This window comes from Streptomyces sp. NPDC001514, assembly GCF_053597075.1.
Genome location: NZ_JBSFHO010000008.1, coordinates 160,644 through 180,385 on the forward strand (window position 1 = coordinate 160,644; position 19,742 = coordinate 180,385).

General features: G+C 69.4%; 19 protein-coding genes. 10 read left to right on the top strand and 9 right to left on the bottom strand.

The features are described from left to right. Nucleotides 1-2: 2 nt before the first annotated feature. Nucleotides 3-491, bottom strand: coding sequence for a pyridoxamine 5'-phosphate oxidase family protein (locus tag ACWCXB_RS11820; RefSeq protein WP_450721633.1), 489 nt, complete (start codon nt 489-491; stop codon nt 3-5). Between the two features lie 160 nt (nt 492-651). On the opposite strand from ACWCXB_RS11820, the gene ACWCXB_RS11825 reads away from it, so the two are divergent. Both ACWCXB_RS11825 and ACWCXB_RS11830 read left to right on the top strand, forming a co-directional pair. Further along, nucleotides 652-1,431 carry an AraC family transcriptional regulator gene (locus ACWCXB_RS11825; protein WP_450721741.1) on the top strand — a complete coding sequence of 260 codons (780 nt, stop codon included), beginning with the start codon at nt 652-654 and terminating at the stop codon, nt 1,429-1,431. A gap of 113 nt (nt 1,432-1,544) precedes the next feature. Next, a complete protein-coding gene (locus tag ACWCXB_RS11830; RefSeq protein ID WP_450721635.1) occupies nt 1,545-2,492 on the top strand; it encodes an oxidoreductase in 948 nt (315 codons plus the stop codon). A gap of 5 nt (nt 2,493-2,497) precedes the next feature. On the opposite strand, the gene ACWCXB_RS11835 is transcribed toward ACWCXB_RS11830, so the two are convergent. Together ACWCXB_RS11835 and ACWCXB_RS11840 are read right to left on the bottom strand one after the other, a co-directional pair. Beyond that, nucleotides 2,498-2,911 carry a VOC family protein gene (locus ACWCXB_RS11835; protein WP_450721637.1) on the bottom strand — a complete coding sequence of 138 codons (414 nt, stop codon included), beginning with the start codon at nt 2,909-2,911 and terminating at the stop codon, nt 2,498-2,500. A 64-nt stretch (nt 2,912-2,975) separates the two neighbouring features. Further along, nucleotides 2,976-3,731 (bottom strand): hypothetical protein, encoded by a 756-nt coding sequence (locus ACWCXB_RS11840; RefSeq protein ID WP_450721639.1) that lies wholly within the window; start codon nt 3,729-3,731, stop codon nt 2,976-2,978. Nucleotides 3,732-3,886: 155 nt separating this feature from the next. Here ACWCXB_RS11840 and ACWCXB_RS11845 point away from each other — a divergent pair, with 155 nt between their 5' ends. Both ACWCXB_RS11845 and ACWCXB_RS11850 read left to right on the top strand, forming a co-directional pair. Beyond that, on the top strand, nt 3,887-4,093 hold the full coding sequence (locus ACWCXB_RS11845) for a hypothetical protein (protein ID WP_450721641.1): 207 nt from the start codon (nt 3,887-3,889) through the stop codon (nt 4,091-4,093). 199 nt (nt 4,094-4,292) lie between these two features. Continuing rightward, nucleotides 4,293-5,450, top strand: a complete 1,158-nt coding sequence (locus ACWCXB_RS11850; RefSeq protein WP_450721643.1) for an alkaline phosphatase PhoX — start codon at nt 4,293-4,295, stop codon at nt 5,448-5,450. Here the strand turns inward: ACWCXB_RS11850 and ACWCXB_RS11855 are convergent. The 3 genes from ACWCXB_RS11855 to dusB all read right to left on the bottom strand — a co-directional run bounded on the left by ACWCXB_RS11855 (nt 5,420) and on the right by dusB (nt 11,478). Then, nucleotides 5,420-6,478: an ArsR/SmtB family transcription factor gene (locus tag ACWCXB_RS11855; RefSeq protein WP_450721645.1), complete on the bottom strand. Its 1,059-nt coding sequence runs from the start codon at nt 6,476-6,478 to the stop codon at nt 5,420-5,422. The two genes, ACWCXB_RS11850 and ACWCXB_RS11855, sit on opposite strands and share 31 nt — an antisense overlap. 618 nt (nt 6,479-7,096) lie before the next feature. After that, nucleotides 7,097-9,805 (bottom strand): pyruvate, phosphate dikinase, encoded by a 2,709-nt coding sequence (gene ppdK, locus ACWCXB_RS11860; RefSeq protein WP_450721647.1) that lies wholly within the window; start codon nt 9,803-9,805, stop codon nt 7,097-7,099. Nucleotides 9,806-10,284: 479 nt separating this feature from the next. Beyond that, on the bottom strand, nt 10,285-11,478 hold the full coding sequence (gene dusB, locus ACWCXB_RS11865; RefSeq protein WP_450721649.1) for a tRNA dihydrouridine synthase DusB: 1,194 nt from the start codon (nt 11,476-11,478) through the stop codon (nt 10,285-10,287). A 64-nt stretch (nt 11,479-11,542) separates the two neighbouring features. On the opposite strand from dusB, the gene ACWCXB_RS11870 reads away from it, so the two are divergent. Together ACWCXB_RS11870 and ACWCXB_RS11875 are read left to right on the top strand one after the other, a co-directional pair. Beyond that, a complete protein-coding gene (locus ACWCXB_RS11870) occupies nt 11,543-12,991 on the top strand; it encodes an MFS transporter (RefSeq protein ID WP_450721742.1) in 1,449 nt (482 codons plus the stop codon). A gap of 100 nt (nt 12,992-13,091) precedes the next feature. Then, on the top strand, nt 13,092-13,706 hold the full coding sequence (locus ACWCXB_RS11875) for a Uma2 family endonuclease (RefSeq protein ID WP_450721651.1): 615 nt from the start codon (nt 13,092-13,094) through the stop codon (nt 13,704-13,706). Between the two features lie 105 nt (nt 13,707-13,811). On the opposite strand, the gene ACWCXB_RS11880 is transcribed toward ACWCXB_RS11875, so the two are convergent. Beyond that, complete coding sequence (locus ACWCXB_RS11880; protein ID WP_450721653.1) at nt 13,812-14,036, bottom strand: DUF6243 family protein; 225 nt, start codon at nt 14,034-14,036, stop codon at nt 13,812-13,814. Nucleotides 14,037-14,319: 283 nt separating this feature from the next. On the opposite strand from ACWCXB_RS11880, the gene ACWCXB_RS11885 reads away from it, so the two are divergent. Further along, nucleotides 14,320-15,348 carry an aldo/keto reductase gene (locus ACWCXB_RS11885; protein WP_450721654.1) on the top strand — a complete coding sequence of 343 codons (1,029 nt, stop codon included), beginning with the start codon at nt 14,320-14,322 and terminating at the stop codon, nt 15,346-15,348. A gap of 38 nt (nt 15,349-15,386) precedes the next feature. Next, the gene (locus ACWCXB_RS11890; RefSeq protein WP_450721656.1) at nt 15,387-15,974 is read left to right on the top strand and encodes a TetR family transcriptional regulator; all 588 of its coding nucleotides are present in this window, start codon (nt 15,387-15,389) and stop codon (nt 15,972-15,974) included. Nucleotides 15,975-15,986: 12 nt separating this feature from the next. On the opposite strand, the gene ACWCXB_RS11895 is transcribed toward ACWCXB_RS11890, so the two are convergent. Both ACWCXB_RS11895 and ACWCXB_RS11900 read right to left on the bottom strand, forming a co-directional pair. Next, on the bottom strand, nt 15,987-16,205 hold the full coding sequence (locus tag ACWCXB_RS11895; RefSeq protein ID WP_450721658.1) for a hypothetical protein: 219 nt from the start codon (nt 16,203-16,205) through the stop codon (nt 15,987-15,989). Nucleotides 16,206-16,310: 105 nt separating this feature from the next. Next, a complete protein-coding gene (locus ACWCXB_RS11900) occupies nt 16,311-17,693 on the bottom strand; it encodes a glycine--tRNA ligase (protein WP_450721660.1) in 1,383 nt (460 codons plus the stop codon). Between the two features lie 144 nt (nt 17,694-17,837). On the opposite strand from ACWCXB_RS11900, the gene ACWCXB_RS11905 reads away from it, so the two are divergent. Beyond that, nucleotides 17,838-18,863, top strand: a complete 1,026-nt coding sequence (locus ACWCXB_RS11905) for a metal ABC transporter substrate-binding protein (RefSeq protein ID WP_450721662.1) — start codon at nt 17,838-17,840, stop codon at nt 18,861-18,863. 109 nt (nt 18,864-18,972) lie between these two features. Beyond that, nucleotides 18,973-19,740 carry a metal ABC transporter ATP-binding protein gene (locus ACWCXB_RS11910; RefSeq protein WP_450721664.1) on the top strand — a complete coding sequence of 256 codons (768 nt, stop codon included), beginning with the start codon at nt 18,973-18,975 and terminating at the stop codon, nt 19,738-19,740. Nucleotides 19,741-19,742: the final 2 nt, after the last annotated feature.

The window sequence follows — 19,742 nt, forward strand, 5'->3', positions numbered from 1 at the left end:
GGTCATCGCTCGGGGGCCGCGTCAGGAAGGCGCCGGACGAAGTCGAGGACTCCCACCCAGGTGGGCCGCAGCGCGATGCGCGCCATGCGTACGCCCGGAACGTCGACCTCGGCGACGTTCCGCGCGCCCTGCTCGGGGCCGTAGTAGCGGCGGTGCGCCAGCGCGTACTCCGGCACGATCCCGTCCACCTCGGTGACTTCCACCGGCCCGCGCAGGAGCAGGACCTCGGGCGGCGGTCCGGGGGTGTCGATGGTGACGGCGACGGCGGGGCGGGCCCGGAGGGAGACGATCTTGTGGGCGCCGGCGAAGGACGCGAAGACGAGCTCCTCGCCCGTCCAGTGGAACATCATCGGCATGACGCGAGGCGTCCCGTCCCGCGCCACGTAGGCGAAGCGGGCCAGCTCGGTGGAGGCGAGCAGGTGCCGGGCCATATCGCTGTGAAGCAGTCGTACATCGCCCTGCGGCAGGTCCGTCGGGTTCGCACTCGCCATGGCAGCCTCCCTCGCCCCCGCTCCCACCGATCCTAGGTCCGGGCCACCGACCTCGCCGGGAAGCAGCGCGCGCCGCTCGTCGGACACTGGACTCGTGACGAATCGAGCGCATGACGACTGGGCTCGCTACTGGCGGGACCCGGACCGCCCGCTGGAAGCCATGCACGCGCACTTCTCCACGCACGTGTACGCGCGGCACAGCCACGATGCGTACTCCTTCGGCTTCACCGAGGCGGGCGCCCAGCGGTTCAGCTGCCGCGGCGGCGCGCACACGAGTGCCGCCGGGCTGCTGATGGCGTTCAACCCGGACGACCCGCACGACGGGCGGGCCGCGGCCGACCTCGGCTACCAGTACCGGATGGTGCACATCGGGCCGGAGCTGGTGCGCGAGGTGCTGTCGGACGCGACCGGCGGGCGGGGGTCGATGCCCCTGTTCACGGCGCCGGTGCTGCACGATCCGAGGCTGCGGGGCACGCTGCTGCGGCTGCACACCGCGCTGGCCGGCGGGGCGGATCCGCTCGTACGGGACGAACGGCTGACGGCCGCGGTGACGGCGATGGTGCGGCGCGGCGCCTCCGGGCCGGTCCGGGTCGCCCCCGAGGCTCCGGGTGGCGCCCGCGCACGCGCCGCGCGCCGGGCCCGCGACCTGCTGCGGGAGCGGTGCGGGGACCAGGTCCCGGCGCAGGAGCTGGCGGACGCGGCGGGGCTGAGCCGGTTCGCGCTGTACCGCGCGTTCCGTGCCGAGTACGGCATGACGCCGAGCGACTACCAGCGGCTGCTCCGGCTGCGGCGGGGCCGGGAGCTGCTGGCGGGCGGGGTGACGGCGGCGGAGGCGGCGGTCGAGGCGGGATTCGCGGACCAGCCGCACTTCCATCGGTGGTTCGTGCGGTGCTACGGCGTGACGCCGGGGACATATCAGCGCGCGGCACGGACCCGGTGATCGCCCCGCCCGGGACTCGACCATACGCATGCGTACGGTCAGGCGTAGGCTGGCATGAACAGGTCCACCGATGAGTACCGGATGAGTACGGACGAGTACCGGAGGAGCACCGCATGCCGACGACCACCTCGAAGACGACCGGCTGGACGACGCGCGACATCCCCGACCAGAGCGGACGCACCGCCGTGGTCACCGGGGCCAACAGCGGCATCGGACTCGTCACGGCCCGCGAACTGGCCCGCCGCGGCGCGCGCGTGATCCTCGCGTGCCGCAGCGAGGCCCGCGGCAAGGAGGCCGAGGCGCTCATCCAGCGGCAGGCCCCGGGCGCGGACGTGGAGTTCCGGCCGCTGGACCTGGCCGACCTCGCCTCCGTACGGCGGTTCGCCGAGTCGTACGAGCAGGACACCCTGGACCTCCTCGTCAACAACGCGGGTGTGATGGCGCTGCCGTACGGCACCACCGCCGACGGCTTCGAGACCCAGTTCGGGGTCAACCACCTGGGGCACTTCGCCCTCACCGGGCTTCTGCTGCCCAAGCTGCTGAACACGCCGGGCGCCCGCGTCGTGACCGTGTCCAGCGGGATGCACGCGCTGGCCAACATCGACATGGGGGACCTCAACAGCGAGCGCCGCTACCGCCGTTGGGTGGCGTACGGGCGCTCCAAGTCGGCGAACCTGCTGTTCGTGCACGAGCTGGCGCGGCGGCTGAAGGCCGCGGGCTCGGACGTCGTCGCCGCTGCCGCGCACCCTGGCTACGCGGCGACGAACCTCCAGACCGCGGGCGCGAGGATGGAGGGCCGCCGGGCGGCCGAGCGGCTCGCCGAGCTCGGCAACCGGATCTTCGCCCAGCCCGCCGAGACGGGCGCGCTCCCCACGCTGTACGCGGCCACGGAGCCCGGCGTCCGGCCCGACTCATTCACCGGGCCGCGCTTCCAGGGCTGGCGGGGCGCACCCGCCCCGTCCTGGCGGGCCAAGTGGACGCTGAACGACGCGGCCGGTGAGCGGCTCTGGGTGGCGTCCGAGCAGCTCACCGGTGTCACGTACGACGCGCTCAAGGGCTGACGGTCCTACTGGCCCTGTCCCTCGACGGCCTTCGGGTCCATCCACATGACCTCCCAGATGTGGTGGTCCGGGTCCTGGAAGGAGCGGAGGTACATGAAGCCGTGGTCCTGGGGCTCGTTGGCCGGCGACCCGCCGGCCTCGAGGGCCACGTCGGCCAGCTCGTCGACCTTCTCCCGGCTCTCGGCGCTCAGCGCGAGGATCACCTCGGTGGTGGCGGAGGCGTCGGCGATGTCCTTCTTGGTGAACTCCTTGAAGTGGGGCTCGGTGTGGAGCATGGCGAAAACCGTGTCGCTGAACACCAGACAGGCGGCGGTCTCGTCGGTGAACTGCGGGTTGAAGGAGTAGCCGAGCCTGCTCCAGAAGGTCTTCGACTTCTCGAGGTCCTTCACCGGCAGGTTCACAAAGATCATCTGAGCCATCTCGGTTCTCTTCTCTCGTCGTGGCGCACTGGTCGTGTGGGTAGACCGATGAGCCGCTCGGGACTCATCGGTGTATGCCCCAGCGCGACAGCATGTGGCGCTTGTCGTCGTACGTCAGCCACGTCCCGTCCCCGAGCGGCTGTGCGGGGCTGTCGACGGGCTCCGGGTATGCGATGCGCCCGCGTATCCCCAGGGTGTGCGCGTCGAGCAGCCAGTGGTGCGCGAGGTCGGGGTCCTCGTCGTACTCCGTCGTGGTCGCGATGACGGTGTCCGCGTCCACGAATCCGCAGGTGTAGTCCCACGACGGACGGTCCTCGTCCTCGTCCGGCTCCTCGCCGTCCTCCAGGCCGACGACGGGCAGGACGTCCGCGTGGCCCGTCGCCAGCACCTCACCCTCCAGCGTGTGCAGCCTGATGTCGTCACCGTAGTGCTCCATCGTCAGGAAGCCGCCGTGTCCGGGGTGGACGTCGAGGAGGATGCGGTCCTCGGTCTCGTTGAGGTCCCAGGTGGTCAGGGACGTGCCGTCCCACCGGCCCCAGTACAGCAGGATGCCGTCCTGGCCCATGCCGATGCCGAGCCCCATGTGCACCCCGTCGGGGTGGGAGAGGTGGTTCGAGCCGGAGGTCACGCTGTCCAGGACCAGGCAGGCCAGCTCCGTGCCGTCCATGGCGTCCAGCACGACCCACCGCTCCTCGTAGTTGTCGTCGTCGACACCCGGCACATGCGCCCACACCAGACGGCCGTCGTCCGAGACCCGGCAGGACCCGGACTCGATGCCCCGGCAGAGCTCCGTCTCGTCGCCGGTGTGCGGGTGCCCCATCTCCTGGTCCCAGCAGCCGTGCACGTACGTCCACAGGGTCTCGCCGCCCGCCCCCCACCGCCCGCACCGAGCGCTGCCCCGAGAGCACCGCGAACGCACCGTCCGGGCTCACCGAGTGCACTCCGAGGTCCCAGCCCGGCCAGGGGAGCGGGAACGTGGCCAGCGGCGCCGTCTCCCCCGCCCACAGCCGGTCCAGGTCGTGGACCACGAGCGAACCCCCGGCCCTGAGCAGCGCCCTGCACGCGCCGCCCGCGCGGCTCTCCAGGGCGAAGCCGTTGACGAGCGCACCTGCGCCCGGCAAGGACACGGAGGCGAGCAACTGCGCGGAAACCGACGTGGTGATCGACATGCGGCAAAGCTAGCTCCCCCCACTGACAACGCCCCGACACCGACAACGCCCCGACGCCACCGCCGTCGGCCCGGTCCGCACCCCTGGCCCACCGGACGTTTCCGCTTCATCGCTCGTTGATGCCATGTCAACTCCGTACTCCTAGGGTCCGTTGGCGCGCGACCCGTTCGCCGGCCGGTGAGCGGGACGGTCACGACACCCCTGGAGTGACAGTGGAACGACGCAGCTTCCTACGCGGTGCGGTCATCGGCGGTACGGCCGCCGCCTTCGGCGGAACGCTGATGCAAGGGGCGGCCTACGCGGCCCCGGCGCAGCCGGGCCCGAGCCCCTACGGGCCGCTCGGGACGGCGGATGCGAACGGCATCATGCTGCCCAGCGGTTTCACCAGCCGGGTGATCGCCCGGTCCGGGCAGACGGTGTCCGGCACCTCCTACACCTGGCACAACGCCCCTGACGGCGGCGCGTGCTTCGCCGACGGCTCCGGCTGGATCTACGTGTCCAACTCGGAGATCAACCCCGGCGGCGGCGCCAGTGCCGTGAAGTTCAACTCCTCCGGCACCGTCACCAGTGCCTACCGCATCCTGTCCAACACCCGGCAGAACTGTGCCGGCGGCGCCACCCCGTGGAACACCTGGCTGTCGTGCGAGGAGGTCAGCCTCGGCTACGTCTACGAGACCAACCCGTGGGGCGGCACCGCCACGCGCCGCGACGCCATGGGCAAGTTCAAGCACGAGGCGGCGGCCGCCGACCCGGTCCGCCAGGTGATCTACCTGACCGAGGACGAGTCCAACGGTTGCTTCTACCGGTTCATCCCCACCACCTGGGGCAATCTCTCCTCCGGCACGCTCCAGGTGCTCAAGGCCGGCACCGGCACCTCCGGCAGCTTCACCTGGGGGACCGTGCCCGACCCGGACGGCTCGCCGACCGTGACCCGCGACCAGGTCTCGGGCGCGAAGCGGTTCAACGGCGGCGAGGGCTGCCACTACGCCAACAACACCGTCTGGTTCACCACCAAGGGCGACAACCGGGTCTGGCAGATCAACCTGGCGAACAGCACGTACGAGCTGGCCTACGACGACTCGCTGGTCGTCGGCGGCGGCGCCCCGCTCACCGGTGTCGACAACATCACCGGCGCGTCCTCCGGCGACCTGTATGTCGCCGAGGACGGCGGGAACATGGAGATCTGCATCATCACGCCGGACGACGTCGTCGCGCCGTTCCTGCGGATCAACGGCCAGTCCGGCTCCGAGATCACCGGACCGGCCTTCTCCCCGAACGGGCAGCGGCTCTACTTCTCCAGCCAGCGCGGCACGAGCGGCAGTTCGTCGGGCGGTATCACCTACGAGGTGACGGGGCCGTTCCGCGCGTAGGCGCCACCGGACCGCACCACCACCGGGTCCCGCTGGACCACCGGATCCCGCTGGGCGCCGCCCCTGAGCAGGGCGGTGCCCAGCGGGGTCATCGTGTGCAGCACGGCGTTGCCGTTCCGCAGGGTGACCACCAGTCCGGCCTCCCGCAGGACGCAGGCGTGCTGGCTGGCGGAGGCCAGCGACACCCCGGCCCTGCGGGCGAGTTCGCTCGTCGTACAGCCGTTGCCGATCGACCGCAGGACGGCCGAGCGGGTGTGGCCGACGAGCCGTCCGAGCGAGACCTGGTCGCGCTCGGCGTCGGCGGCCGGCGGGGCGCCCGTGTGCGTGACGGGATAGACCAGCACGGGCGGCAGCGCCGGGTCCCGCCGCACGACCGGCGTGCCGCGGCAGAAGTACGACGGCTGCAGCAGCAGCCCGCGGCCCTCCAGACGGATGTCCCGGTCGACCGGGTAGTCCGCCTCCAGGACCGGCGCACGCCAGCGCAGCATCGGTGGCAGCGAGTCGAGCAGTTCGTCCGCCCCGCCGTCGAGCAGCGCCCGGCCGCGGGCGGCCCGGTCGGCCTCCACCGCGGCCTGGATCTGCGCCCAGTACGGCTCCACGGCGGCCCGGTGGTAGCTGCGCAGGGCACCGATGAGCCGGGCCATCGGCTCGGCCACACCCTCGTCGAGCCCGGCGAGCCGGCCCGGCATCCCGGGGTGCGGGCGGTCGGCGGCGAGCAGCGCGAGCTCGGCGCGCAGCCGCCGCACCGGCGTCGCGCGCACCGCTTCGAGGCCCTCGTCGAGGCCGTCGAGCCCCTCGGGCGGGGTCAGAAAGTCCGGGAAATAGCCGCGCGGCGGCACGAGCGCGGCCAGCAGACGTGTTTCACCGTTCAACCGGGCCCGGGTTTCCGTGCGCCATTCCCCGTAGACCGTGGCACCGCGCCGGTCCCGTAAACGGTGAAAACTGAGAATGGTCTCCCACAAAACGTCCGGCCTGGCCGCCATCCGTACCCTCGCAAGGTCCTCGCCGGTGAAATGGATACGCAGCACGGAACCCCCACTGTTGCATCCGCAATCGTCCCGGTCCCTGAGTATGCACGCAATCACAGGCCGTCACCACGGAGTTTCAGCCACAGTTGAAACGCAGTGCGGAGGACCGCAGCGAACCGAAAAGCTGTACGACGTCGGGCACGAAACCTTCGGGTACCGAGGGGCGAGGTAAAGACCGTGGGGGGCTTTCCACGCCCGGCGGCGGTCGGCGGAGGTTGCGGCTCCGTGTCCGGCATCGGTAATGGGGCGCGGCCGGCGGGTGGGGATCCGCCGTCCGCGCCCCGCCTGTTCTTTGCTCAACGAATGGCGGAAATCCACCTTTGCTTAATGCCCGCTACTGGTCCGTCGTTCAACAGCGGCACAACGGCGGTACAACGGCGTACAACGGCGGCACGACAGCGCCACCGCTGCTGTGCGGGGCTGTGTGCGGCTGTGCGCGGCTGTGTGGAAAAGGCAGGTGTTGTGCGAATAGGAAACGAGCGGGACGGACACCTCCGCACAAGGTGTTCGTCCCGCTCGTCTCTTGGTGCGCCGGGGCCGCCGGCCGGTCGGTGAGGGTCGGGGACCACCGACGGCCCCGGGGTCAGGGGCCGGCGCCGCTCGGCGCCGGCCGGTGGGTCAGCGGCTGTCGCTCCCGGAGGACTGCGCCGACGCGCGGCCGGCCTCCAGTCGCGCCACCGGGATCCGGAACGGCGAGCAGGACACGTAGTCCAGGCCCACCTCGTGGAAGAAGTGCACCGACTCGGGGTCGCCGCCGTGCTCACCGCACACACCGAGCTTCAGGTCCGGGCGGGTGGCCCGGCCTGCCTCGACGGCGTTCCGGACGAGCGAGCCGACGCCGTCCTTGTCGATGGTCTCGAACGGGCTGACGCCGAAGATGCCCTTCTCCAGGTAGGCCGTGAAGAAGCTGGCCTCCACGTCGTCCCGGCTGAAGCCCCACACGGTCTGGGTGAGGTCGTTCGTGCCGAAGGAGAAGAACTCGGCGGCCTCGGCGATCTGACCGGCGGTCAGCGCGGCGCGCGGCAGCTCGATCATCGTGCCGAGCGCGAGCTTGAGCTCGATGCCGGTCTTCGCCTCGACCTCGGCGATGACCTGCTCGGCCTCCTCGCGGACGATCTCCAGCTCCTGGACGGTACCGACGAGGGGGATCATGATCTCGGCGCGCGGGTCGCCCTTGGCGTTCTTGCGCTCGGCCGCGGCCTCGGCGATCGCCCGTACCTGCATGGTGAACAGGCCGGGAATGACCAGGCCGAGGCGGACACCGCGCAGACCCAGCATCGGGTTCTGCTCGTGCAACCGGTGCACGGCCTGGAGCAGGCGCAGGTCGTTCTCGTTGGAGTCCTTGCGGGCCTCGGCGAGGGCGACGCGCACCGACAGCTCGGTGATGTCCGGCAGGAACTCGTGCAGCGGCGGGTCGAGCAGCCGCACCGTCACCGGCAGCCCGTCCATCGCCTCGAAGAGCTCGATGAAGTCCTTCTTCTGCAGCGGCAGCAGCGCCTTCAGCGCGTCCTCGCGCTCGTCGTCGGTGTCGGCGAGGATCAGCTTCTCGACCATCTCGCGGCGCTCACCGAGGAACATGTGCTCGGTGCGGCACAGGCCGATGCCCTGCGCACCGAAGCGCCGTGCCCGCAGCGCGTCCTCGGCGTTGTCCGCGTTGGCCCGTACGCGCAGGCGGCGCACCCGGTCCGCGTACGCCATGATCCGGTGCACGGCGGCGACGAGCTCGTCGGCGTCGTCGGCGCCCGCGTGCATACGGCCCTCGAAGTACTCGACGACCGGGGACGGCACGACCGGGACCTCACCGAGGTACACCTTGCCGGTGGAACCGTCGATGGAGACGACGTCGCCCTCCTCGACCACCGTGCCGTTCACGGTCATCCGGCGGCGCTTGGTGTCGACCTCCAGCTCCTCGGCGCCGCAGACACAGGTCTTGCCCATGCCACGGGCGACGACGGCCGCGTGCGAGGTCTTGCCGCCGCGCGAGGTGAGGATGCCCTCGGCCGCGATCATGCCGTCGAGGTCGTCCGGGTTGGTCTCACGGCGGATCAGGATGACCTTCTCGCCGGAGCGGGACCACTTGACGGCCGTGTACGAGTCGAAGACGGCCTTGCCGACCGCCGCGCCCGGGGAGGCGGCGATACCGCGGCCGAGCTTCTCGACCTTCGCCGACTCGTCGAAGCGGGGGAACATCAGCTGGGCGAGCTGGGCGCCGGTGACGCGCTGCAGCGCCTCGGCCTCGTCGATGAGGCCCTGGTCGACGAGCTGGGTCGCGATCCGGAAGGCGGCACCGGCGGTGCGCTTGCCGACCCGGGTCTGCAGCATCCACAGCTGGCCGCGCTCGATGGTGAACTCGATGTCGCACAGGTCCTTGTAGTGCGTCTCGAGCGTCTCCATGATCTGCATCAGCTGGTCGTACGACTTCTTGTCGATCGTCTCCAGCTCGGCGAGCGGCACGGTATTGCGGATACCGGCGACGACGTCCTCGCCCTGCGCGTTCTGCAGGTAGTCGCCGTAGACGCCCTGGTGGCCGGAGGCGGGGTCGCGGGTGAAGGCGACACCGGTGCCCGAGTCGGGGCCGAGGTTGCCGAACACCATGGAGCAGACGTTGACGGCCGTGCCCAGGTCGCCGGGGATGCGCTCCTGGCGGCGGTACAGCTTCGCGCGGTCGGTGTTCCAGGAGTCGAAGACCGCCTTGATGGCGAGGTCCATCTGCTCGCGCGGGTCCTGCGGGAAGTCGCGGGCGGTCTGATCCTTGACGATCTTCTTGAACTGCTTGACCAGCTTCTTCAGGTCGGCGGCGTCGAGGTCGGTGTCGACGGTGACCTTCTTGGCCTCCTTGGCCGCCTCCAGGGCCTCCTCGAAGAGCTCGCCGTCGACGCCGAGGACGGTCTTGCCGAACATCTGGATGAGCCGGCGGTACGAGTCCCACGCGAAGCGCTCGTCGCCGGCCTGCTTGGCCAGGCCCTCGACGGACTTGTCGGAGAGGCCGATGTTGAGGACGGTGTCCATCATGCCCGGCATCGAGAACTTGGCTCCGGAGCGTACGGATACGAGGAGCGGGTTGTCGGCCTGGCCGAGCTTCTTCTCCATCCGCTGCTCCAGCGCGTCGAGGTGCGCACTCACCTCGTCACGCAGTGCCGCGGGCTCCTCGCCGCTCTCGAGGTAGACCTTGCACGCCTCGGTGGTGATGGTGAAGCCCGGGGGAACGGGCAGCCCGAGGTTGGTCATCTCGGCGAGGTTCGCGCCCTTGCCACCGAGGAGGTCCTTGAGGTCCTTGTTGCCCTCGGTGAAGTCGTAGACGAACTTCTGATCTTTGTTTTCCGACACGGGTCTCGACTCCTCGAGGACTCGGTGGCTGCCCTGACGGCGAGGAACATACCCAGATCGAAGGCGCCTGGGTACGTCTACTTGTCCGTCATTCGGCCGTAACCACCCGTCCGCCAGCAGATCGCAGGTTACTGAAGCGTAAAAAGTCACCACTCGACTTCTTCATGCCTCGAAGAGCGCTTGACCCAAAGCGGGCAATGCGCGCTCGAATGAGCGCTCTTCCGGGCATCTGAGTTCAACTCTTGAACACAGAAAGGGTGGCACTCAGTGCCACCCCTTCTAAAGGTGGACCCACCCAACTTTCGCTCATCTGAGCGCAACCCTTATCAAGGGTGGCGAGAATCACGCCGCTCCGGACGGCGTGATACCAGCATCCGGACCCGTCCGCGCCCGAAAACGGACACGGGTCCGGAGCCCGGTCCGGTGCCCGGGCCGAGGCCCGGCAAGCGGCCTGCCACCAGCCCGGATCCAAGCCCTGATCAGCCCCCCGAGGTGTCCAATTCCGCATCCTCGCTCACACCCGCACAGTCGTAGGGGTCCTTCAGCCAGCCGTCCGGGAGGACGACCCGGTTGTTCCCGGACGTACGCCCACGCGGCCCGTCCGCGCCCACCGGCCACGGCTGGTCCAGGTCCAGCTCGCTCAGCTGAGCGCGCAGCTCGTCCAGCGACGACGTCACCGCGAGCTTCTTCCGCATTTCGGAGCCGACCGCGAAGCCCTTGAGATACCAGGCCACATGCTTACGGAAGTCGATCACTCCACGGGACTCGTCACCGATCCACTCGCCCAGCAACTGGGCATGGCGCACCATGACGTCCGCGACCTCGCGCAACGACGGGCGCGCATAGGTGTTCCTACCCTCGAAAGCGGCGACCAGATCGCCGAACAGCCACGGCCGCCCCAGGCAGCCGCGCCCCACGACCACGCCGTCGCAGCCGGTCTCCCGCATCATCCGCAGCGCGTCGTCCGCCGACCAGATGTCGCCGTTGCCGAGCACCGGGATCTCGGGGACGTGATCCTTGAGGCGGGCGATCGCGTCCCAGTCCGCCGTGCCGCCGTAGTGCTGCGCCGCCGTGCGCCCGTGGAGCGCGATCGCGGTGACACCCTCCTCGACCGCGATCCGACCCGCGTCGAGGTAGGTGATGTGGTCGTCGTCGATGCCCTTGCGCATCTTCATCGTGACGGGGAGGTCCCCGGCGTTGCCGACGGCCTCGTTGAGGATGGCCCGCAGCAGATGCCGCTTGTACGGGAGCGCCGAGCCGCCGCCCTTGCGCGTCACCTTCGGGACCGGACAGCCGAAGTTCAGGTCGATGTGGTCGGCCAGATCCTCGTCCACGATCATCCGCACCGCCTTGCCGACGGTGACCGGGTCCACTCCGTACAGCTGGATCGAGCGCGGCGTCTCGGTCTCGTCGAAGTGGATGAGCTGCATCGTCTTCTCGTTGCGCTCGACCAGCGCCCGCGTCGTGATCATCTCGCTGACGAACAGTCCCTTGCCGCCCGAGACTGTGCCCATCGGGGGGCGACCCCCGAACCCCCGCACGCCTTCGGCGAATTCGCGGCAGAGGGTGCGGAACGGGGCGTTCGTGATGCCGGCCATGGGCGCGAGTACCACAGGGGGCTGTACGGCGTGCGGGCCGATGGACAGCGTCGAGGGCTGGGCGAGCGTGGTCATTCGCCCATTGTCGCGCATTCCCTGGTTCATTAGTTAGGCGTACTATGCATACATGTCCGAGCCTGTGCCCGAGCTGAGCCGCCGGCGACGGCTGCTGATCCTGGCCATCTGCTGCATGAGCCTGCTGATCGTCAGCCTGGACAACACGGTCCTCAACGTCGCGCTGCCCTCCATGCGCCGGGAGCTGGGCGCCACGGTCGCCGGAATGCAGTGGACGATCGACGCGTACACACTCGTCCTCGCCTCACTGCTCATGCTCGCCGGCTCGACCGCCGACCGGATCGGCCGCCGCAAGGTCTTCAAGACCGGGCTCGTCCTCTTCACCCTCGGCTCGGTCCTCTGCTCGCTCGCGCCGAACCTCGAATCGCTCGTGGCGTTCCGCATGATCCAGGCGGTGGGCGGCTCGATGCTCAACCCCGTCGCCATGTCGATCATCACCAACACCTTCACCGCCCCGCGCGAACGCGCCCGCGCCATCGGCGCCTGGGGCGGCGTCGTCGGGATATCGATGGCCGCGGGCCCGCTCATCGGCGGCCTCCTCACCGAGACCGTCGGCTGGCGCTCCATCTTCTGGATCAACGTCCCGGTGGGCCTCACGGCCCTGCTCCTCACCTGGCGCTACGTCCCCGAGTCCCGCGCCCCGAAGCCACGCCGCCCCGACCCGGTCGGCCAGCTCCTCGTCATCGCCCTCCTCGGCTCGGTCACGTACGCGATCATCGAGGCGCCCGACAAGGGCCTCGGCGCCGTGCTCCCCTTCGCCGCGATCGCCGTACTCGCCCTCGCCGGACTGCTCGCCTACGAGCCCCGGCGCCACGAACCCCTCATCGACCTGCGCTTCTTCCGCTCCGCACCCTTCAGCGGCGCGACCGTCATAGCGATCAGCGCATTCGCCGCGCTCAGCGGCTTCCTCTTCCTCAACACCCTCTATCTGCAGGAGGTACGCGGACTGTCCGCGCTCCAGGCCGGCCTCTACATGCTGCCCATGGCCGCGCTCACCTTCGTGTGCGCCCCGCTGTCGGGCCGTCTCGTCGGCGGCCGCGGCCCGCGACTCCCGCTGATCGTCGCGGGGGTCTCGATGGCCGCCAGCGGCCTGCTCTTCGCCGCCTTCGAGGCCGAGACGTCCACCCGTCCCCTCTTCACGGGATACGTCCTCTTCGGCCTCGGCTTCGGCATGGTCAACGCCCCCATCACCAACACCGCCGTCTCCGGCATGCCCCGCTCCCAGGCGGGCGTCGCCGCCGCCATCGCCTCCACCAGCCGCCAGACCGGCGCCACCCTCGGCGTCGCGGTCATCGGCTCGGTCCTGGCAGCGGGCACGAGCGCGGCCGCCCCCGCGGCGGGCTTCGTCGACGCGAGCCGCCCCGCCTGGTGGATCATCATGGGCTGCGGGCTGTCCGTACTGCTCGTCGGCCTCGCGACCAGCGGACGGTGGGCACGGGAGACGGCGCGGCGGACGGCGGAACGGCTGGAGTCGTCGAAGGCGCGGGTGCCGGCGGAAAGCCGTACGTCCTGATCACCGCGAACCGACGCCTGCTGTCACACCCCATCGATACTCTGAGTGCTCGACGCATTACGCGTGGCTGTATGGCACCGTGCACGAGGAAGGGCGCATCATGACAGCGATGCTTGAGCGACCGACGACCATAGAAGCTGCCGACGGCTCACCGCGCTTCGAAGCGCTCTGCCGGACATTGCTGACCATGGAGGTGCCCGACGGCTACCGGGCGGAGATCGTCGGGGGAAACATCGTCATGTCGCCGTGGTCCAGGGGCTTCTATCTGCCGATAATGCGCTCCATCCGTTCGCAGCTCGAACCGCACGCGCGCAAGGACCATGTGCTCGACCACGCCCCGTTCCTGTTCACCTTCCCCGGTGAAGAGCGGGCGTACGGTCCCGACATCTACGCCGCCGCGGCGTCCGCCTTCCAGACCGAGGCCCAGCACATCGACGGCGAGGCCCTCTCCTTCGTCTGCGAGCTGACGTCGTCCTCGACACGGCTCGTCGACTGGCAGGACAAGGTCCCGGTCTACGGCAGGTCAGGCGTGCCGGTGTACCTCCTGATCGACATGCAGGAGAAGGCTGCGACGGTGTTCTGGGAGCCGTCCGCGAAGGGCTACTTGTCGCGGACGACGGTTCCGTTCGGTGCCAAGCTCGAGATCCCCGATCCCTTCGGCTGCGAACTCGACACCTCGACGTTCCAGGTCCCTGCCGAGGCCGCCGAAGGCTGACGGCACCGCGCGAGCTGCGACGCGTTCATGGATCGCAGGCTCCGAAAACGCCGACGGGCCCGGGCCGCATGATGCGACCCGGGCCCGCGGTGTGGCGAGTGAGCGTCAGCCCTGCGCGCTCGGAGCGGCGGAGCCGCTGTCGTCCTGGGCGGTCTGCTCGCCATGGGTTCCCTGGGTGCGCTCCTTCATCTTGCGCAGCAACTCCTGCTTCTGGTCCGAGGCCGCCTTGCGCTCGGCGTTCCGCGTCGGACCGTTTCCTTGCTGGTCGGCGCGGGACAGCTTCTTTCGCTGTCCGCCGACGCCGAGGAGGTTGTTACGGCTCTTGGCCACGGGGTTCTCCCATCGTGGTGAGAAGTGATCCGGATGTCATCTGGTGGGGGCGGAACGCGGTCCGCCGCACTCTCACTCGTAAATCTGGAAGAAGGAGGACATGCGGGCGACGCTACCGCCCCGAAGGGGCCGGAGCATCCGGATTTCCACGCTGCCTCTGCCGTCACCGATCAGACACGGAGAGCATCGCTGACACATGACGAATGACAGATATTGAAATCTGTCATTCGTCATGTCATAGTCGTTATACGACATCCCCCCACACCCCTCCCCAGGAGTCCCCATGACGTTCAACGTCCCGCAGCCCATCCCCACCCGCACCCTCGGCACCACCGGCCCCGAGGTCTCCGCCCTCGGCCTCGGCGCCATGGGTATGTCCGCGCTGTACGGAGACGCCGACCGGGCCGAGTCCATCGCGACGATTCATGCCGCGCTGGATGCCGGGATCACGCTGCTCGACACCGGCGATTTCTACGGAATGGGTCACAACGAGCTGCTGATCAACGAGGCGCTGCGCACCGCCCCCGCCGCGGCGCGCGAAAGGACGCTCACCAGCGTGAAGTTCGGGGCACTGCGCGATCCGGACGGAGGCTGGTCCGGTTATGACGGCCGGCCCGCCGCCGTGAAGAACTTCGCGGCGTACTCGCTGCAGCGCCTCGGCACGGACCACATCGACATCTACCGGATCGCCCGCGTCGACCCCGATGTGCCCGTCGAGGAGACGGTCGGTGCGATCGCCGAGCTTGTCCAGGCGGGTCATGTCCGGCACATCGGCATGTCCGAGGTCGGCGCGGAGACCTTGCGCCGGGCTGCCTCGGTCGCCCCGATCGCCGACCTCCAGATCGAGTACTCGCTGATCTCGCGCGGCATCGAGGACGCGATCCTGCCCACCGCCCGCGAGCTGGGCATCGGCATCACGGCGTACGGCGTGCTGTCGCGCGGGCTGATCAGCGGCCACTTCACCAGCGACCGGAAGTTCGCCGCCAATGACTTCCGGGGCATGAGCCCGCGCTTCCAGGGCGAGAACCTGAAGCACAACCTCGACCTGGTCGAGCAGCTGCGCAAGATCGCGGAGCAGAAGGGTGTCTCGGTCGCCCAGATCGCCATCGCCTGGGTCCTGGCGCGCGGCGAGGACATCGTGCCGCTCGTCGGTGCGCGCCGCCGCGACCGGCTCTCCGAGGCGCTCGGCGCGCTGGCGGTCACGCTCGACGCCGCCGATCTGGACGCGATCGAGCGTGCGGTCCCGGCGGACGCGGCGGCCGGTGCGCGCTACTCGGAGGCGCAGATGGCGCACCTCGACAGCGAGCACTGAGCGCATTGCCGCCGGTCCGGCCGGGTACCGTCAATGCCATGTCCACCAGCGAAACTCTGACCACTGATCGCATCCTCGAAGCCACGGAGGAGGTGCTGCGTCGGTACGGCCCGGCGAAGGCCACGGTCGTCGACGTGGCGCGGGTGCTCGGCGTGAGCCACGGGAGCGTCTACCGGCATTTCCGTACGAAGGCGGCGCTGCGCGAGGCAGTGACGGCGCGCTGGCTCGGCCGGACGGAGGCGCTGTTGTCGGAGATCACGGAGGCGCCTGCCCGGTCGGCCGAAGAGAAGCTGCGTGCCTGGCTCGCGGGTCTCTTCGAGGCGAAGCGTCACAAGGCGGGCGACGATCCCGAGCTGTTCGCCACGTACGGTGTGCTGATCACGGAGGCCAGTGACGTGGTGGACGAGCATCTGGTGGTGCTGGTCGGCCAGCTCGCACGGATCATCGAAGAGGGCGTGCGCGGCGGGGAGTTCGAGGCCCCGGCGCCGATTTCTGCGGCGCAGGCGGTGTTCCACGCGACGGCGCGTTTCCATGATCCGGTGTATGCGCCGGAGTGGCGGCGGGCCACGATCGACGACGAATTCCGCGCGGTGTGCGAGCTGTTGCTGCGCGGGCTGCGGGCCTGAGCCCGCGGGTCGTCACGGGGTGCCGTTTCCTGCTGCCGGGTCCACCGTGGCCTGGTGGGCCTCCGCCAGGTGTTCCTCTGCCTTGAGCCAGGGCAGGAACTGCGCGCCTTTGCGCCAGCCGCAGGTGTCGCAGGTCAACGACCGCTGTACGCCTGCTTTCTGGACCCTGACGACATGTTCCCGCCCGTGCTGGTCCCATCTGCTGACTTTGCTGCTGGTGGTGGACGGCATCGTGAGCCTCCCTGTCGACGAGTGGGCCCCAGTGTGCAACGAAGCCCCCGGTTCCGGGTACGGAACCGGGGGCTTGTTGCTGTCGTAACGGTGAACTGATGTCCGTCAGCAGCCGATGAGGCGGGTGGCGAGGTACGCCTGGATCTGGTCCAGGGACACGCGCTCCTGCTTCATGGTGTCGCGCTCGCGCACGGTCACCGCGTTGTCGTCGAGCGTGTCGAAGTCGACGGTGACGCAGTACGGCGTGCCGATCTCGTCCTGGCGGCGGTAGCGGCGGCCGATGGCGCCGGCGTCGTCGAACTCGATGTTCCAGTTCTGCCGCAGGTCGGCCGCGAGGCCCTTGGCCTTCGGGGAGAGCTGCGGGTTGCGGGACAGCGGCAGCACGGCGACCTTGACCGGGGCGAGGCGGTGGTCGAGGCGAAGCACGGTGCGCTTCTCCATGACGCCCTTGGCGTTGGGGGCCTCGTCCTCGTTGTAGCCGTCGAGGAGGAAGGCGAGCATGGTGCGGCCGACGCCGGCGGCGGGCTCGATGACGTACGGCGTCCAGCGCTCGCCGGCTTCCTGGTCGAAGTACGACAGGTCCTGGCCGGAGGCCTTGGAGTGGGCGTTGAGGTCGTAGTCGGTGCGGTTGGCGACGCCCTCGAGCTCGCCCCACTCGCTGCCGCCGAACTGGAAGCGGTACTCGATGTCGGCGGTGCGCTTGGAGTAGTGGGAGAGCTTCTCGGCCGGGTGCTCGTACCAGCGCATGTTCTCCTCACGGAGACCCAGGCCGGTGTACCAGTTCCAGCGCTGCTCCATCCAGTACTCGTGCCACTTCTCGTCCTCGCCGGGCTTGACGAAGAACTCCATCTCCATCTGCTCGAACTCGCGGGTGCGGAAGATGAAGTTGCCCGGCGTGATCTCGTTGCGGAAGGATTTGCCGACCTGGGCGATGCCGAACGGGGGCTTGCGGCGCGAGGTCTGCTGGACCTGGGCGAAGTTGGTGAAGATGCCCTGGGCGGTCTCGGGGCGCAGGTAGGCGACGGACCCGGAGTCCTGCGTGGGGCCGAGGTGGGTGGAGAGGAGACCCGAGAACTGCTTGGGCTCGGTGAACTGGCCCTTGTTGCCGCAGTTCGGGCAGTTGATGTCGGCCAGGCCGTTCGCGGGGGCGTGGCCGTGCTTCTCCTCGTACGCCTCCTCGAGGTGGTCGGCGCGGAAGCGCTTGTGGCAGGAGGTGCACTCGGTGAGCGGGTCGGTGAAGGTGGCGACGTGGCCGGAGGCCTCCCAGACCTCGGTCGCCAGGATCACAGAAGAGTCGATACCGACGACGTCCTCACGCGAGGTGACCATGTAGCGCCACCACTGGCGCTTGATGTTCTCCTTGAGCTCGGTGCCCAGCGGCCCGTAGTCCCAGGCGGCACGCTGCCCGCCGTAGATCTCGCTGCACGGGTAGACAAAGCCACGGCGCTTGCTCAGGTTGACGATCGTGTCGATCTTGTCGGCGGCCACGGTGCTCTCTTCATTACGACGACGGGCTGAAGCGAATGCTTCAGATTACCGGCGGGCGCACCCCCCGGATCAAATCGGTACCGGGTAGGGAGCCTGCCCACCCTTTGTTGACAATCGTTTCCATGTTTGTTGAAAATGACTGTCATGAACGTACGACGCCTCATACCCACCACCGCCGTCGCCGGCGTGGCCGCTCTCTCCCTCGTCACCCTCTCGGCCTGCTCCGGTTCCTCCAGCGCTGCGAAGAACGGCGACAAGGGCGACGGCAAGCTGGATGTGGTGGCGTCGTTCTATCCCATGCAGTATCTCGCCGAGCAGATCGGCGGTGACCATGTCTCGGTCACGACCCTGACCAAGCCCGGCGTCGAGCCGCACGACCTGGAGCTGAAGCCCAGGGAGACCTCCGAGCTCCGCCAGGCCGACTACATCCTCTACCTCAAGGGTATCCAGCCCGCCGTCGACGAGGCGATCAAGCAGGCGGACGTCAGGAACACCGTCGACGCGGCCACGCTCACCGAGCTCGAGGACCACGGCACCGCGGTCGGCCACGACCACGGCCATGAGGGCGAGACCCCCGAGGAGCACGCCGAGCACTCCGACGAGCATGCGGGCGAGGAGCACTCCGACGAGCACGGCGCGGAGGGTGCCGCCGCCGACCCGCACATCTGGCTGGACCCGGTCAAGTACGCCGAGGTGGCCAAGGGCGTCGGCGCATCCCTGGAGAAGGTCGACCCGGCCAACGCGGCCGACTACAAGAAGAACACCGACGAGCTGGTCACCAAGCTGAACGGCCTGCACACGAAGTTCGAGCAGGGCCTGAAGAACACCGGCACCAGGACCTTCATCACCACCCACTCCGCCTTCGGCTACCTCGCCGAGCGCTATGGCCTGGAGCAGGAGGGCATCGCCGGCATCGATCCCGAGAACGAGCCGACCCCCGCCCGTATCAAGGAGCTCCAGACCATCGCGAAGCAGGACAAGGTCACCACGGTCTTCTTCGAGACGCTCGCCAGCGACAAGACCGCGAGGACCCTCGCCGAGGACGCGGGCCTGAAGACGGACGTCCTGGACCCGCTGGAGGGAATCACGAAGCAGTCCAAGGGCGATGACTACATCGAGGTGATGGAGTCCAACCTCGCCGGGCTGCAGAAGGCTCTCGGCGCGAAGTGACCAGCACTACCGCAGCCGTGGCAGCGGCAGCCACAGCCACAGCCACAGCAGCCGAAGCCGAAGCCGAAGCAGCAGCAGTCACGGCAAGAGCAGCATCCGAGGAGCAGTTGTGAGCGTGAGTGATCCCGTCATATCCGTCCGCGGGGCAAGGGCCACGCTCGGCTCGCGCCCTGTGCTGCGTGGTGTCGACCTCACCGTGGGCCACGGTGAGGTCGTCGCGCTGCTCGGCGCCAACGGCTCGGGCAAGTCGACGGTCGTTCGGTCGTTGATCGGCCAGGTGTCGCTCACGGGCGGCTCGGTGTCCCTCTTCGGTACGGAGCTTCGCCGCTTCCGTGACTGGTCGCGCGTCGGGTACGTACCGCAGCGCACGACCGCGACGAGCGGCGTCCCGGCGACCGTCCGCGAGGTCGTGTCGTCCGGCCGGCTGTCGCGTACGAAGCTGCGTTGGCCGTCGAAGGACGACAGGGCGGCCGTGCAGCGGGCGATCGAGCTGGTCGGGCTCGCCGACCGGACGAAGGACGCGGTGAGCGCGCTGTCCGGCGGTCAGCACCAGCGGGTGCTGATAGCCCGCGCGCTGGCGACCGAACCCGATCTGCTGATCATGGACGAGCCGATGGCGGGCGTGGACCTGGCCAGCCAGGAGATCCTCGCGGCGACGTTGCGCGAGCAGGTCGCCGCGGGGACGACGGTGCTGCTGGTGCTGCACGAGCTGGGGGCGCTGGAGCCGCTGATCGACCGGGCGGTGGTGCTGCGCGACGGCTGCGTCGTCCATGACGGGCCGCCGCCCGAGGCCGTCGGGCAGCATGCGCTGCCGGGCCATGACCACGTACATCCGCACGCGGCCGACGAGCCGCTCCGCACGGGACTGCTGACCTGATC